The 15,827-nt window shown below is 62.9% G+C and carries 11 protein-coding genes and 1 pseudogene; 6 read left to right on the top strand and 6 right to left on the bottom strand.

The features are described from left to right. Positions 1-13 precede the first annotated feature (13 nt). On the bottom strand, positions 14-802 hold the full coding sequence (locus BLS60_RS08190; RefSeq protein WP_092366800.1) for a transporter substrate-binding domain-containing protein: 789 nt from the start codon (positions 800-802) through the stop codon (positions 14-16). Positions 803-1,149: 347 nt separating this feature from the next. Between BLS60_RS08190 and BLS60_RS08185 the strand changes: the two genes are divergently transcribed. Together BLS60_RS08185 and BLS60_RS08180 are read left to right on the top strand one after the other, a co-directional pair. Next, positions 1,150-2,592, top strand: a complete 1,443-nt coding sequence (locus BLS60_RS08185) for a TldD/PmbA family protein (RefSeq protein ID WP_092366798.1) — start codon at positions 1,150-1,152, stop codon at positions 2,590-2,592. Then, positions 2,592-3,911, top strand: coding sequence for a TldD/PmbA family protein (locus BLS60_RS08180; protein ID WP_092366796.1), 1,320 nt, complete (start codon positions 2,592-2,594; stop codon positions 3,909-3,911). The genes BLS60_RS08185 and BLS60_RS08180 overlap by 1 nt, the downstream gene beginning before the upstream one ends. Positions 3,912-4,148: 237 nt before the next feature. On the opposite strand, the gene BLS60_RS08175 is transcribed toward BLS60_RS08180, so the two are convergent. Further along, entirely contained in the window at positions 4,149-5,270 is a 1,122-nt protein-coding gene (locus BLS60_RS08175; protein ID WP_092366794.1) for a methyltransferase, read from the bottom strand. Between the two features lie 315 nt (positions 5,271-5,585). On the opposite strand from BLS60_RS08175, the gene BLS60_RS08170 reads away from it, so the two are divergent. Next, on the top strand, positions 5,586-6,578 hold the full coding sequence (locus tag BLS60_RS08170) for a DctP family TRAP transporter solute-binding subunit (RefSeq protein ID WP_092366792.1): 993 nt from the start codon (positions 5,586-5,588) through the stop codon (positions 6,576-6,578). A 104-nt stretch (positions 6,579-6,682) separates the two neighbouring features. Here BLS60_RS08170 and BLS60_RS08165 read toward each other — a convergent pair whose 3' ends face one another. Beyond that, complete coding sequence (locus BLS60_RS08165; protein WP_092366790.1) at positions 6,683-7,603, bottom strand: LysR family transcriptional regulator; 921 nt, start codon at positions 7,601-7,603, stop codon at positions 6,683-6,685. Between the two features lie 116 nt (positions 7,604-7,719). Here BLS60_RS08165 and araD1 point away from each other — a divergent pair, with 116 nt between their 5' ends. Together araD1 and BLS60_RS08155 are read left to right on the top strand one after the other, a co-directional pair. Continuing rightward, entirely contained in the window at positions 7,720-8,715 is a 996-nt protein-coding gene (gene araD1 / locus BLS60_RS08160; RefSeq protein ID WP_092366788.1) for an AraD1 family protein, read from the top strand. Between the two features lie 56 nt (positions 8,716-8,771). Next, on the top strand, positions 8,772-10,349 hold the full coding sequence (locus BLS60_RS08155; RefSeq protein ID WP_092366785.1) for an aldehyde dehydrogenase (NADP(+)): 1,578 nt from the start codon (positions 8,772-8,774) through the stop codon (positions 10,347-10,349). Between the two features lie 112 nt (positions 10,350-10,461). On the opposite strand, the pseudogene BLS60_RS08150 reads toward BLS60_RS08155, so the two are convergent. From BLS60_RS08150 to BLS60_RS08140, 3 genes and pseudogenes are all read right to left on the bottom strand, one after another. Next, a pseudogene (locus BLS60_RS08150) lies at positions 10,462-11,708 on the bottom strand (FAD-binding oxidoreductase). Positions 11,709-11,742: 34 nt separating this feature from the next. Then, positions 11,743-12,465, bottom strand: a complete 723-nt coding sequence (locus tag BLS60_RS08145; RefSeq protein WP_092366782.1) for a FadR/GntR family transcriptional regulator — start codon at positions 12,463-12,465, stop codon at positions 11,743-11,745. 114 nt (positions 12,466-12,579) lie between these two features. Continuing rightward, positions 12,580-14,319, bottom strand: coding sequence for an IlvD/Edd family dehydratase (locus BLS60_RS08140; protein ID WP_092366779.1), 1,740 nt, complete (start codon positions 14,317-14,319; stop codon positions 12,580-12,582). Between the two features lie 186 nt (positions 14,320-14,505). Here BLS60_RS08140 and BLS60_RS08135 point away from each other — a divergent pair, with 186 nt between their 5' ends. Then, positions 14,506-15,813, top strand: coding sequence for an MFS transporter (locus tag BLS60_RS08135; protein WP_092366776.1), 1,308 nt, complete (start codon positions 14,506-14,508; stop codon positions 15,811-15,813). The last annotated feature ends 14 nt before the right edge of the window (positions 15,814-15,827 follow it).

The following is a 15,827-nucleotide window of genomic DNA, read 5'->3' as shown; positions in this document are numbered from 1 at the left end:
ATCCGGTGTCCCGTTACTGCCCCGGCACCGCCAGCCAGTGCCCCAGGGTTTTCTGATAGGCGCCGGTGGCCTTGCTCAAGTGCAGCCACTGATCCACATAGCTCTTCCAGGCCATATCGTCGCGGGGCAACAGGTAGGCCTTCTCGCCGTATTGCATGTAGTCCGTCGGGTTGACGGCGCACAGGCCGGGCATGCGTTTCTGCTGATACAGGGCCTCGGACGAGTCGGTGATCATCACATCGGCACGCTTATCCAGCAGTTCCTGGAAAATGGTCTTGTTATCGTGGAAATTCAGCTGAGCCTTTGGCAGGTAGGCCCGCGCAAAGGCCTCGTTGGTGCCGCCGGCCGGTTCGATCAAACGCACCGAAGGCTGGTTGATCTGCTCGATGGTCTGGTAGCGCGAAACGTCTTCACAGCGCACCAGCGGAATCTTGCCGTCGACATCCAGCATGCTGCTGAAAAAGGCCTTCTTCTGGCGCTCCAGCGTCACCGAAATACCGCCCATGCCGATATCGCATTTGCCCGCCACCATATCCGGCATCAGGGTTTTCCAAGTGGTCGGCACCCACTGCACCTTCACCCCAAGGCTCTGTGCGAGCGACTGGGCCATCTCGATATCGATACCCTCGTACCCGCCGTCCTGGCGCAGGAAGGTGTAGGGCTTGTAATCGCCGGTGGTGCACACCGCCAGCTGTCCCTTCTCCAGCACCTTGTCTAGGTGTGAAGGCGTTTCCTGAGCTTGGGCAAAACCCGATAGCCCGATAAGCAAGGTGGTGATAGCGCTGATTTTTAGATTTTTCATGGTGGGTCGAACTCGCGATTGAAGGCGGGGGTAGCGAGGGGACAAGGTAAGGACTGGGGCTTGGTGGGGCAAGACCTAGAGGAAGGCGGGGAATTTTTAGTTGTTATTCTGACGTAGGTACTTTGAGCAAGTAGGGTGGATGACGCTTTTCTCATCCACCATAGCGATAACAGATAGACCTTCGCTACAAGGCGCGACCTGTTGTTAATCGAGCTGAATACAAAATCGGCTCCGACAGTGCGCCCTCAAATAGCCGTCTGTCGATACCATGCCCGCCGCTCTGGTTGCCCCATCCCGCCAATCCTTCCCATACTGCCTCTTTAATGCCGCCTACCAAGGGAGCCCCCATGTTCGCCTTCAGCGAGACCCTAGAACGCCGCTTCGCCGCCCTGCATTCCACCGCCGATTTCTGGTCGTTGCGCCATGTGCGGGAAACCACCGAGCGCTATTGGGTGCGCCGCAATGTGGCGCGGGCGCCGTCGTTCGGTGACGATGCTGGCGCCATGCTCAGTGTGCGGGTGGCCGGGGTGGAGGCGTATGCGGCGACCAGCGATCTCAGTCAGGCCGGCTTGCAGGCGGCGCTCGACAAGGCCGAGCGGCTGGCGCGGCAGTTGGCGGGGCGCAATCTGCTCGATCTGCACGAGCTGCCGGTGCCCCATGAGCAGGCCGATGACGTGATGCCCGGCTACCAACGCAGCCTGGCCAGCCCGGCGCACTGGTACGAGTTGCTGGCGGCCGAGTCGGCGCGGGTGCCGCGGGACGAACGGCTGGTGGACTGGTACGCCGGCCTGAGCTTTACCGCCACCGAGCAAATCTACCTGAACAGCGTCGGCGCCCGTCTGCGCCGCGCTCAGCACTATGTATTCCCGCAGCTAGGCGTCACCGCCAGCGATGGCGCTGACAGCCAGAGCCGCAGCTTCGGCGGCACTCACCTGGCGCGCCAGGGCGGTGCCGAGGTGATCGATGAGCTGGGCGTAGTCGGCACTGCCGGTCGTATCGCCGACGAGGCGCTGCAGCTGTTGCTGGCGCCGAATACGCCGAGTGGCCATCGCGACCTGCTGCTGATGCCGGACCAGATGATCCTGCAGATCCACGAGTCCATCGGCCATCCGCTGGAGCTGGATCGCATCCTCGGTGACGAGCGCAATTTTGCCGGTACCAGTTTTATCCGCCAGGAAGATTTCGGCAGCTACCAGTACGGCTCGCCGCTGCTCAACGTGACCTTCGACCCGACGGTGGCGGGCGAGCTGGCCAGCTACCGGCATGACGACGACGGCACGGCGGCGCAGCGCGACTACCTGATTCGCGAGGGCATCCTGCAGCGACCGCTCGGTGGCGCGCTGTCGCAGTGGCGCAGCGGGCTTGAGGGCGTGGCCAACAGCCGTGCCTGCAGCTGGAACCGGCCGACCCTGGATCGTATGGCCAACCTCAATGTCGAGCCCGGCACGCAGCGCCTGGAGCAGCTGATCGGCGGCATCGAGCGCGGCATTCTGATGAGCAATAACCGCTCCTGGTCGATCGACGATGCGCGCAACAAATTCCAGTTCGGCTGCGAGTGGGGCCAGCTGATCGAGAACGGCGAACTCAAGGGCGTGGTGAAGAACCCCAATTATCGCGGCATCTCCGCGCGCTTCTGGTGCAACCTCAAGGCGGTCGGCGACGCCAGTACCTTCGAGGTGCTGGGCACGCCGTATTGCGGCAAGGGCGAACCGAATCAGGTGATCCGCGTCGGGCACGCCACGCCAGCATGCGTGTTCGCCGATATCGATGTATTTGGAGGGGCCGCCTGATGAACGCACGTCAGCATTTCGAGGATTTGCTCACTTACATCAAAACCCAGTTGCAGGCCGGCGAAGGGTTCACCCTGGAGTACCAGGCCGAGGCGTCGGACTTTATCCGCTTCAACCACGCCCGCGTGCGCCAGGCCGGCCAGGTGCAGCAGGTGTACGCCACGCTGGCGCTGTATCAGGGCGAACGGCATGGCGACTTCGAACTGGCCCTGAGCGGGGCTATCGACGATGACCGCCCGCACCTCGACCTGGCGCTGCAGCGGCTGCGCGCGGTATTGCCGACGCTAGCTGACGACCCTTACCTGCGCCTGAACCGCGAGGCCTGGCGCAGCGAGACGGCGGCGGGCGAGGCTGTTCAGCACAGCGAGGCGGCCATCGCGCAAATCGTCGAGGCCTCGGCCGGGCTGGATCTGGTCGGCTTCTACGCCGCCGGGCCGCAGTACCAGGGTTTCGCCAGTTCCTGGGGCGCCTTTGGCTGGCACGCGGCGAGCAGCTTCAACTTCGAATTTAGCCTGTTCCACCAGAACGGCCAGGCAGTGAAAAGTATCTACGCCGGCGAGCAGTGGGATGCTCAGGCTTTTGCCCGCAAACTGTCGTTCGCCCGCGAGCAGCTCGAACACTTGGGCAAGCCTGCCCATGAGCTGAAGCCCGGCGCTTACCGGGCCTACCTGACGCCAGCGGCGTTGGAGGAACTGTTCGGGCTGTTCGCCTGGGGCTTTTCCGCCGAAGCGCTGGCCACCGGTGGCAGCCCGCTGCAGCGGCTGTTCGCCGGCAGCGCAAGCCTGAGCGACAAGGTGACGCTGGATGAACGCATCGAAGGCGGCCTGGCGCCGGCCTTTACCCGCGAAGGGCCGCGCCAGCGGTTGCGGTTGCTTAGCCAGGGGCAGCCGGGCGAGCGCCTGGTCAGCTCACGCAGCGCCGCCGAACACGGGCTGATCGCCAACGGCGCGGGCAGCGGCGAGTACCCGTTCGCGCTACACCTGCACGGCGGCGAGCTGGAGGAGGGCGAGATCCTGCAACGCCTCGGCACCGGGCTGTATATCGGCAACCTCTGGTACAGCAACTTCTCCGACCTGCCGGCCGGGCGCCTGACCGGGATGACCCGCTTCGCCACTTTCTGGGTCGAAAACGGCCGTATCCAGGCGCCGGTAGGCACCATGCGTTTCGACGATTCGCTGTTCGATTTCCTCGGACCGAATCTGGAAGCGTTGACCCGTGAGCCGGAGCTTCTGTTGCCGAACGGCACCTATGGCGCCCGGCAGACTGGCTCGATGGCGTTGCCGGGGGCGTTGCTGTCGCGCTTTACCTTGACGCTGTAGGTCGGCGGTGCACGCTCCTGGGTATCGCTGCGCTCAACCGCAGGCTACGACTGCGCGATGACTCTGGTAGCCCGGCCGGCTCGATGGCGTTGCCGGGGGCGTTGCTGTCGCGCTTTACCTTGACGCTGTAGGTCGGCGATACCCGGGGAGCGGTAGTGAGTCCGCCAAACATTCGAGCTCGAACTGCAGCCTGGATCGAGCGCAGTGAAACCCAGTCGGCAAGCTGACCCGACGCGCTTACTTGGTCGCCCTCAGCACCACGAACTTCGGCGTGGCCGCTACCTGGTCGACGCCGCGGAACAGGCGCGCCAGTTTGGCGTGGTAACCCAGGTGGCGGTTGCCGACGATCCACAGCTCGCCGCCAGTGACCAGGGCGTTACGCGCCTGCTGGAACATCCGCCAGGCGAGGAAGTCGCCGACTACCTGTTGCTGGTGAAACGGCGGGTTGCACAGCACCAGGTCGAGCGAGTCGGCCGGCTGTTCGGCCAGGCCGTCACCGGCGCGCACGGTTACCGGGCGGTCGCCCAGCGCGGCCCGCCAGTTCTCAGTGGCGGATTGCACGGCCATGTAGGACTCGTCCACCAAAGTCAGCTCGGCACCAGGGCTGCTCAGTGCGTAGGCGATGCCCAACACACCGTTGCCGCAGCCCAGGTCGGCCACTCGCCGGTTGTCCAGATGCTTTGGCACGTGAGGCAGAAAAGCACGGGTGCCGATATCCAGGCCTTCGCGGCAGAACAGGTTGGCGTGGTTGCTCAGTTCCAGCGCCGGCTTGTCGAGGCGGTAGCGGGTCGGGTAGGGGGATGTCGGCGCGGCTTTGGCTTCTGGCGTGGCATGCAACAGGCGGGCTTTTTTCACCGCCAGCGAGGCCTGCACCGGGCCGATGTATTTTTCCAGCAGATCGCCCGCCGTACGCGGCAGGTGCTTGATCATGCCGCCGGCAATCACCTGGGCGTCCGGCGCCAGTTGGCCGTGCAGGCGGATCAGCTGTTCTTCCAGCAGTGCCAGGGTTTTCGGCACGCGGATCAGTACGAGATCGAAGGGCCCACGTATCGGCTCGCTGGCCGGCACGAAGGTCACGGCATCATCGGCCAGGCCGTTGCGCGCGAGGTTCAGGCGCAGCGCCAGGTGGCCGAGGTGCGAGTCACCGCTGCTGGTGACTTGGGCGCGCCCAGCCAGGGCGCAGGCCAGTGCGCCAAAGCTGTCGTTGAGCACCAGCACGCGGGTGGTGGCAGGCAGCGCCTGAGCCTGCTCGAGCAGGTAGGCGTCGGCGGCGTCGAAGGCCTGCAGCGGCATGCCGGGCTGCTCGGGCTGACGCTGCAGTTCCAGGGTGGCGAACGGGGTGACGAAAGACGACGACATGCTGATCTCGTGATGGTGTGGCGGCGCGCATTCTGCCACGGCACGGCTATTGAATCTTCAAGCTGTGCAGCAGTTGGCGTAATTGCAGCTTGTTCGGCGGCGGGGGATCGACAAGAATCGCGCCCCTGCCAAAACGCACCCGTTAGCCCGGGCCGTTGCCGCAGCCCCTCCAATAATAGTCGGACCCCTGCGCCATGCGCTGGGCGCAGCCGACAGCGCTTAACCGATGCCTCGCTTGAGGTCACTCGATAACCCCATTTCCTTCAGGTGCCTGCCTCGCGCATGCGCCTGTGTCTGCCATTGCCAAGGTATTGCATGTTCAAGCCCGTTATTTACATTGCCCTGACAGCGTTGATGCTGGTCTGCACGAATTCGGCTGTTGCCGCCGAACCCATCGTCATCAAGTTCTCCCATGTGGTCGCCGACGACACGCCCAAGGGCCGCGGCGCCCTGCTGTTCAAACAATTGGTGGAAGAGCGCCTGGGCGACAAAGTGAAGGTCGAGGTGTACCCGAACTCCACGCTGTTCGGTGACGACGATGAGCTGCAGGCCCTGCGCGATGGCAAGGTGCAGCTGCTGGCACCGTCGCTCTCCAAGTTCGATGCTTACACCAAGCAACTGCAGGTGTACGACCTGCCGTTCCTGTTCGATGACCTGGAGGCCGTGAAGCGCTTCCAGAAACGCGAAAAGAGCCGCGAACTGCTGCGCTCCATGGCCGCCTATGACATCTATGGCCTGGCGTACTGGAACAACGGCATGAAGCAGCTCTCCGCCAATCGCGCGCTGAAGCTGCCTGCCGATGCCAAGGGCCTCGCGTTCCGCATTCAGCCGTCGCCAGTGCTGGAGACGCAGTTCGCGCAGATTGGTGCGACTACCAGCAAGATCGCTTTCAGTGAAACCCTGGCGGCGCTGCAGAAGGGCACCGTGCAGGGTGCGGAAAACCCCTGGTCGAACCTGGCCAGCCAGAAGCTCGACAGCGTGCAGCCGTTCATCACCGAAACCAATCACGGCTCGCTCAACTACATGCTGATCAGCAACTCCAAGTTCTGGGTCAGCATTCCGTATCAGGTGCGTACGCAACTGGAAGCGATCATCGAGGAAGTCAGCTTCAAGGTGAACCAGGATGCCGAAGAGCTGAACCGCAAGAGTCGCGAGCAGATCGCTGCCGCCGGTCGCGCGCAAATTTTGTCGTTGACCCCGGAGCAGCGCGACGCCTGGCGCGAAGCGATGCGCCCGGTGTGGCAGCGGTTCGAGGCGGAGATCGGGGCTGATGTGCTGCGTGCGGCGCAGACCGTCAATCGGCGTTGAGCACCTCTGTCGGCTCGGCACGCAGTTCGTAGGGTGGACGACGCTTCACCCGTCCACCGCTGCAATCGTAATGGTGGATGAAAAAAGCGTCATCCACCCTACAACTACGAAGCGCGCAACTCTTCCAGCAGCAAGCGTGCTGGCGATGAGAGCGGCGCGCCGCGCCGGCTGATCACGCCGTAGGGCTCGCTACGCAACACCTGATCCAGCTCCAGGCACGCCAGCGTGCCGAAGCGCGCCGCCGACTGCGCGGTTTCCCGTGGCATCAGGGCGACCAGGTTGGGATCTTCCTGCAGCAGCATCAGCGTGGCAAAGGTCGAGGCGGTTTCCAGCGGGTAGCGCGGAAACTCCAGGCCGGCGTCGCTGAATGCACGCTCTAGCACCAGGCGCATCGGCATGTTCGCCGGGAATACCACCCAGCTGTAGGCGGCCAACTGTGCCAGGGTCAGCCTGCTGCTGGCGGCCAGCGGATGCCGTGGGTTGGCCACCACCTTCAGTTGTTCCTGATGCAGGCTCAGGCAGTCGTAGTCGTCCGGCCGGCGGCTCACGCTAGTACGGCAGATCGCCAGATCCAGGCGGCCTTGGTCGATGAGGCTGAGCAGCCGCGCGCTGGTGTCTTCAACGATCTCCACCGACAGCTCCGGCTGGCGCGCCCGCAAGCGTGACAGTGCGCGGGTCAGCTGCGGCACCGCGCCCATGATCACGCCCACCACCAAACGCCCACCCTGGCCCTGCAGGATGCCCAGCATCTCCTCGCGCAGGTGCGCCAGATCACTGTGGATCAGCCGCGCGTAGCGGATCGCGCAACGCCCCAGATCATTGGCCTCCAGCCCTTGGCTGGTGCGGACGAACAGGCGCATGCCGAACGCCGACTCGATCTCGTTGAGCGCCTTGGTCGCGCCGGGTTGGCTGATGGCGACGGCCTCTGCGGCCTTGTGCAGCGAGCCCTGCTCGTCGAGGGCGATCAGCAGGCGCAGCTGTTTCAGGCGCAGTCGGGAAACCAGGGCGGGCAGGGAAGCGATCATGGGGATAACCAGTAGTTATTGCTTGATCAGAGCCTGTCATTAGGCAGGCTGGCGCGCAGTTCGTAAAGTCTGCTTCATACCCGTTCGGGCCAACCGCCAAACAAGAGAGATAAGCCATGCGACTGATCCAGTTCGAATCCACCCAAGGCCAGCGCCAGGTTGGCGTTGTCGATGGCGACACCATCCGTACCGTGCATGGTGTTGCCAGCACCCGTGAGCTGGCGCTGGCGGCGATCCGCGCCGGGCGCAGCCTGCAGGGCGAAGTCGATAGCCGCGGCACCGACACGGGGCCGGCATATGCCGATTTGCAGAAAGGCGGCCACATCCTGCCGCCGCTGGATCATGAAGACCCGGCGCATTGCCTGATCACCGGCACCGGCCTGACCCACCTCGGTAGCGCCTCGACCCGCGACAAGATGCACCAGCAGAAGGGCCAGGACGAAGCCACCATGACCGACACCATGCGCATGTTCCGTTGGGGTGTCGACGGTGGCAAACCGGGCGCGGGCAAAGTTGGCGCGCAGCCGGAATGGTTCTACAAGGGCGATGGCAGCATCGTCGTGCGCCCCGGAGCCGACCTGCCAGTACCGGTGTTCGCCGAGGATGGTGGCGAGGAGCCCGAATTGGTCGGGCTGTATGTGATCGGTGACGACGGCAAGCCGTATCGCCTCGGCTACGCGCTGGGTAACGAGTTCTCCGACCACGTGCTGGAGCGCCGCAGCTACCTGTACCTGGCGCATTCCAAACTGCGCTTCTGCGCCTACGGCCCGGAGTTGCGCGTTGGTGAGCTACCGGCGCACCTGTCCGGCACCAGCCGCATTCACCGCGATGGCGCCGTGCTGTGGGAAAAGGAGTTTCTCAGCGGTGAGGAAAACATGTGCCACAGCCTGGAGAACCTGGAGTTCCACCACTTCAAGTACCAGCAGTTCCTGCGCCCGGGTGATGTGCATGTGCATTACTTCGGAACCGCTACGCTGTCTTATGCCGACGGTATCAAGGCCCAGCCTGGCGATACCTTCGAGATCGAAATGAACGAGTTCGGCGCACCCTTGCGCAACGGGCTGGTGGCGGCCGACGAGCCGCTCGAGCCGGGCGGTGTTACCGCCCTCTAAACAGCATTCACCGGGGCCTTCAGGCCCCGCTTGGTTTCTGCACTGGAGGAATATTCATGTCCGTTAACGGCCATAACATCATCGGCGGCGCCTACAGTGCCCGAGGCTTGGTGAACCTGCAGAGCGTCGATGCCACGACCGGCGAAGCGCTGCCTTACGCATTCGTCGAAGCCACCCCCGATGAAGTCGACGCTGCTGCCGAAGCGGCCGCGGCGGCCTACCCGATTTACCGCAGCCTGCCGGCCACCAAGCGCGCCGATTTCCTCGACGCCATCGCCGACGAGCTGGACGCCCTGGGTGACGAATTCGTCGCCACCGTGTGCCGCGAAACCGCGCTACCTGCCGGCCGCATTCAGGGCGAGCGTGGCCGTACCAGCGGCCAGATGCGCCTGTTCGCCACCGTGCTGCGTCGTGGCGATTTCTTCGGCGCGCGTATCGACCGTGCGTTGCCGAATCGCCAGCCATTGCCGCGCCCGGATATTCGCCAGTACCGCATCGGCCTCGGCCCGGTGGCCGTGTTTGGCGCCAGCAACTTCCCGCTGGCGTTCTCCACCGCTGGCGGCGACACCGCCTCCGCCCTGGCTGCCGGCTGCCCGGTGGTGTTCAAGGCGCACCCTGGCCACATGGCCACCACCGCGCTGGTTGGTGCGGCGCTGCTTCGCGCTGCCGAGAAAACCGCCATGCCGACGGGCGTGTTCAACATGATCTACGGTGGCAGCGTTGGTGCGGCACTGGTCAAGCACCCGGCCATTCAGGCCGTCGGCTTCACCGGTTCGCTGCGTGGCGGTCGCGCGCTGTGCGACATGGCAGCGGCGCGCCCGCAGCCGATCCCGGTGTTCGCCGAGATGAGCAGCATCAATCCGGTGATCCTGCTGCCCGAAGCCCTCCGGGTTCGTGGCGACAAGGTTGCCAGCGAGCTGGCCGCTTCGGTGGTGCTGGGCGCCGGCCAGTTCTGCACCAACCCGGGCCTGGTGATTGGTATACGTTCGCCAGAATTCAGCATTTTTCTGGAGAACCTCACTGCCCGCATGGCCGAACAACCGGCCCAGACCCTGCTCAACGCCGCCGGCCTGGAAAGCTACGGCAAAGGTGTGTCTGCACTTGCCGCGCACCCTGGCATCACCCATTTGAGTGGCGCCACGCAGGAAGGCAGCCAGGCTCGACCGCAGTTGTTCAAGGCCGATGTCAACTTGTTGCTGAACGGTGACGAGCGGCTGCAGGAAGAGGTTTTCGGCCCGACTACCATCGTCGTCGAAGCGGCTGATCGGACTGAGTTGCTGGCTGCCATCAAGGGCCTGCACGGCCAACTGACCGCCACGCTGATCACCGAACCGGGCGATCTGGCAGGCAGCGAAGAACTGTTCGCACTGCTTGAACAGAAAGTTGGCCGCGTGCTGTTCAACGGCTACCCGACTGGTGTGGAAGTTTGCGATTCGATGGTGCACGGCGGCCCGTACCCGGCGACTTCCGATGCCCGTGGTACCTCGGTGGGCACTCTCGCCATCGACCGCTTCCTGCGGCCGGTGTGCTACCAGAACTGCCCGGACGCTCTGCTGCCCGATGCGCTGAAGAACGCCAACCCGCTGGGCATCGCCCGTCTGGTGGATGGGGCCAGTAGCCGCGACATGCTGTAGGTGTTCATTTAAAGTCTGCTGCGCGCCGGCTCTGCGGCGTTAAAAGGCTCTGGCCGCAGGCAGCAAACAAAAGCCGACCTTCGGGTCGGCATTTTCGTTGCACTCAGGGCAATCACTCCGTGCGAAAGATCTTGCCCGGGTTCATAAGGTTATGCGGATCCAAAGCGCGCTTGATCGAGCGCATCACGTCGATAGCTGGCTCGCCGTGTTCCTGTATCAGGTAGTCGATCTTGTGCAGACCGATGCCGTGTTCGCCAGTGCAAGTGCCGCCGACGGCCAGGGCGCGTTCGACGATACGACGGTTGAGGCGTTCGGCTTCATCCCGTTCGTCGGCATTGCGGGGGTCGAGCAGCAGGCAGACGTGGAAGTTGCCGTCGCCGACATGGCCGAAGATCGGTGCCGGAATGTTCGACCAGCGCACATCCTCGTCGGTCGCTACTACACAGTCGGCCAGGTGTGACAGCGGTACGCAGACATCGGTGGAGCACGCTCGGCTGCCGGGCTTGAGCTGTAAGATGGCGAACAGCGCATTGTGTCGGGCGCTCCACAGCTTGTTGCGATCTTCTTGGGCGGTGGCCCACTGCAGGCCGCTGCCGCCGTTCTCCTCGACCAGCGCCTCGACCATTCTGACCTGCTCGGCGAGCCCGGCTTCGCTGCCGTGAAACTCGAAGAATAAGGTCGGTGCTTCGGTCAGGCCCAATTTGAAGTAGCCGTTCAGCGCCTGTGTGGTAAGCGTGTCGATCAGTTCAGCGCGGGCAATCGGAATACCCATCTGAATGGTCTGAATTACTGTCTGCACGGCGGCATGCATGCTGGGGAAGCTGCACACCGCAGCGCTGATTGCCTCGGCCTGCGGATGCAGCTTGAGGGTAATCTCGCTGATGACGCCCAGAGCAGCCTTCGCTGCCAATGAACAATCGGGTGAGGTCATAACCGGCAGCGGATTTCTTGGCCAGCGAGCCGGCCTTGATCACTTCGCCGCTGGCTAGTACTGCGGTCAGGCCCAAGTACATTCTCGCTCATGGTGCCGTAGCGCACGGCGTTGGTGCCCGAGGCACGGGTGGCGCACATGCCGCCGTTGACTGCCAGCAGATGGCCTTCCAGGGACGAGCCGCTGCCGTAGGGAATCACCGGCACTCGGTGCTCATTGCACAGGCGCAGCACCGCACTGATTTAGTTCTGGCTGTGAGCGAAGGCCACGGCGTCCGGCGGTACCGGGTCGTACATGGATTCATCGCGGCCGTGGTGTTCACGCACCGCCTGGGCGGTGCTGAAGCGCTCGCCGAGCAATTGCGTCAGGGCTTCGAGCAACGCTACGGGCAGTTCGCGGGACGGGAGAAGTGGGGCGTGGGCATTCATGGCAGGCTCCTTCTGAAACAGTCCCAGCTGGACGCTACAACGGCGTAAGCGCGTTCATCACGGTGTCGAGGGCGAGACGAGTGTCGTCGAGCTGTACCAGAGAGGCGTGCCGGGCGCCAAGAGCATCGCGGTTCTTGATAGCGGTGAGAATTGCTTTGTGCCGCGGCAGGCTGAGTTGCTGGGTGTTCGGGCGCAAGTTGGTGACATTGATCGATTCGCGCAATGGTGACGAAAGCATGTTGCACATATAGGCGAGCAGGTCGTTGTGGGTCGCTTCGGCGATGCACCGGTGGAAGTCGATGTCTGGTTGCAGCAGTTCCTGGCGGGTTTGTGCCCGTTCCATGCGCAGGTAGGCATCTTCGATAGCGGCGATATCTTCCTCGGTGGCAGTAGTCGCTGCCAGGGCCGCGATCTCCGGTTCGAGAATCCGCCGCACGCCGGCCAGGGTATTGAAGAACTGACTCTGTGGGGTGCTCTGTACCAGCCAGAACAGTACATCGGGGTCGAGCAGGTGCCATTCGTTGCGTGGGCGTACCACGGTGCCGACGCGTGGCTTGGAGTGGACCAGGCCCTTTGCGCTGAGTACTCGTGTGGCCTCGCGTAATACCGGTCGGCTGACCTTGTACTCTTCGCAAAGCGACGCTTCCAGAGGCAGCTTCTCTTCTGGTTTGAAACGCCCGGAAACAATACGAACGCCCAGCTCCTGAACGATCTGGGCGTGCATGCTCTTGCGCGGCTTGGGGGTCTGGTAATCCATGTATCCGACACTGATCCGACTGAATGCCGCGCATCATAGCACCGCTCCATGCACCCGCCGGACGTCCTGTCCAGATTAAGGCGCGCGTCAATGTTGCGCGTTTTGCATGGGTGATCAGTGCGAGTGGCGAGGCACTGCAGACCCCCGGCAGCCGACCAGAAAGTCGAAGTCGCAGCCCTGATCGGCCTGCAATACATGGTCGACGTACAGGCGCGCATAGCCGCTGTCGAATATCTTGGCGCTGGTATCGGGTTTCAGGTCGAGCAGCCGACCAGCCAGCTCTTCGTCACTGATATCTAGGTGCAGGCGACCGCCAGCACAGTCCAGTTCGATGAAGTCGCCATTGCGCACCGCTGCGAGTGGCCCACCGGCGGCGGCTTCCGGGGCCACGTGGAGTACCACGGTGCCGTAGGCGGTGCCACTCATGCGGGCATCGGAAATCCGCACCATGTCGGTCACGCCCTTGGCCAGTACCTTGGGCGGCAGGCCCATGTTGCCGACCTCGGCCATGCCTGGGTAGCCCTTGGGCCCGGCGTTCTTCAAGACCAGAATGCAGGTTTCGTCGACATCCAGATCCGGGTCGGCGATGCGTGCCTTGTAGTCATCGAAGTTCTCGAATACCACGGCGCGACCTCGATGTTGCATCAATGCCGGGGTGGCTGCTGAAGGCTTGAGCACTGCACCGCGTGGCGACAGGTTGCCACGCAGAATGCACAGGCCGCCGTCTGCAACCAGGGGGTTGTCCAGCGGGCGTACTACGTCGTCGTTGTACTGCGGCGAGGCCTGGCAATTGCTCCACAGGCTTTTGCCGTTGGCAGTGAGGGCTTCGGGGTTAGGCAGCAGGCCTGCTTCGCCGATACGGCGGATCACCGCGGGCAGGCCGCCAGCGTAGTAGAAGTCCTCCATGAGGAAACGCCCGGACGGTTGCAGGTCGACCAGCGTCGGCGTGCCACGGCCTACCCGTGTCCAGTCTTCCAGATCCAATTCGACACCGAGACGCCCGGCGATGGCCTTGAGATGAATCACCGCATTGGTCGACCCGCCGATGGCGGCGTTGACCTTGATGGCATTCTCGAAGGCGGCCTTGGTGAGAATTTTCGACAGGCGCAGGTCCTCATGCACCATGTCGACGATACGCATACCGGACAAGTGCGCCAGCACGTAGCGACGCGAGTCCACTGCGGGTATTGCCGCGTTATGAGGCAGCGAGGTGCCCAGAGCTTCAGCCATGCAGGCCATGGTGGAAGCGGTGCCCATGGTGTTGCAGGTGCCGGCCGAGCGCGACATGCCGGCTTCGGCGCTGAGAAATTCGTCGAGGCTGATCTGCCCACCTTTATAGGCTTCATGCATCTGCCAGACCACGGTGCCTGAGCCGATATCCTTGCCCTTGTGCTTGCCGTTGAGCATCGGCCCGCCGGTGACCACGATGGCTGGCACGTCACAACTGGCGGCACCCATCAGCAGAGCAGGGGTGGTCTTGTCGCAACCGGTGAGTAGCACCACGGCATCTATCGGGTTTCCGCGGATAGCTTCCTCGACGTCCATGCTGGCCAGGTTGCGGGTGAGCATGGCTGTGGGGCGCAGGTTCGATTCGCCACTGGAGAACACCGGGAACTCGACAGGAAAGCCACCTGCCTCCAGCACACCCTTCTTCACATGTTCGGCGATCTTGCGAAAGTGCGCGTTGCAGGGGGTCAGTTCCGACCATGTGTTGCAGATACCAATGATCGGCTTGCCCTGAAATTCGTGATCGGGAATGCCCTGATTCTTCATCCAGCTGCGATACATGAAGCCGTTCTTGTCGGCGGTGCCAAACCACTGGGCGGAGCGGAGGTTGGTCTTCTTCTCAGTCATGGCGCGGTCAACTCTTATTAGTATGACTAATTCGTTTTGGTTGATCGAATCTACCCTATAAAGACTGAATTTCAAATAGTTGTGCTTTAAAAAGTATTACTATATTGTCCGTGTCAGTTGGCGGCTTGAGGTTTCCCTTGGTCTGACTGACAAAAGTCCATAACAAAAACAATATGGAGAGCCGCCATGAATGCGGAAGCTCGGATTATTCGTACATTGACACTCAGGTTGATTCCCTTCCTGATCCTGCTCTACCTGGTCGCCTTCATTGATCGTTCCGCAGTCGGTTTCGCCAAACTGCACATGAACGCGGACATCGGCCTCAGCGACATGGCCTACGGCTTCGGTGCCGGCCTGTTCTTCATCGGCTATTTCATCTTCGAAGTACCCAGCAACCTGATGCTTGAACGCTTTGGTGCGCGTCGCTGGTTCGCCCGCATCTTGATTACTTGGGGCGTCATCACCGTCGGCATGGCCTTCGTGACCGGGCCGTACAGCTTTTACCTGATGCGTTTTTTGCTTGGTGCGGCCGAGGCAGGTTTCTTCCCAGGCGTGCTCTACTACATCACCCGCTGGTATCCGGTACGCCATCGCGGCAAGGTGCTTGGCTTCTTCATCCTCTCGCAGCCCATCGCACTGATGGTCACCGGACCTCTGGCCGGGGCGCTGCTGGGCATGGATGGTATCTGGAGTCTGGCCGGCTGGCAGTGGCTGTTCATCATCATCGGCGTGCCGGCCGTCATACTGGCCTGGCCCACCCTGCGGGTGCTGCCAGATACGCCCAAAGACGCCACCTGGCTGACCGAGTCGGATCGCCAGTGGTTGCAGGGGGAGTTGGGTAAGGATCGCAAGGAGTACGGTCAAACCGAGCACACTAATCCGCTACGTGCGCTGACCGATCGACGGGTTCTGTTGCTGGCGCTGCTGTACCTGCCCAGCACGCTGAGCACCTATGGCCTAAGCCTGTGGCTGCCGACCATCGTCCACCAGTTTGGCGGCAGTGACCTGAAAACTGGCTTCATCTCTTCTATTCCGTACATCTTCGGGATCATCGGCCTGCTGGTCGTGCCGCGTAGCTCGGATCGTCTGAACGACCGTTATGGCCACCTGACCCTGCTTTACATTCTTGGCGCCTCTGGACTGTTCCTCAGCGCCTGGCTGGCCTCGCCTGTGCTGCAACTGGCCGCCTTGTGTCTGACTGCCTTCAGCCTATTCTCGGTCACCGCGATCTTTTGGGTGCTACCAGGGCGCTTCCTCACAGGCGCCAGCGCGGCAGCCGGCATTGCCCTGATCAACTCTTTCGGCAACCTTGGCGGCTATATTGGTCCCTTCGGGATCGGTGCTCTCAAGGAGTACACCGGCACCCTGTCCTCGGGTCTGTACTTCCTCTCGCTCGTGATGATTAGCGGTGTGCTGCTGACCTACATCGTCTACCGCAAGCTCGAAAAGAAAAGCCCTGGCGCTCCTGGCGTGGCGGTCGAGCAGACGTCCTAATTACCGGCGGGCAG

The sequence above is a fragment of the Phytopseudomonas seleniipraecipitans genome, assembly GCF_900102335.1.
Taxonomy (GTDB): Bacteria; Pseudomonadota; Gammaproteobacteria; order Pseudomonadales; family Pseudomonadaceae; genus Aquipseudomonas; species Aquipseudomonas seleniipraecipitans.
The sequence above is the reverse complement of the archived record's forward strand: the minus strand, read 5'-3'. Positions and strand labels throughout refer to the sequence as shown.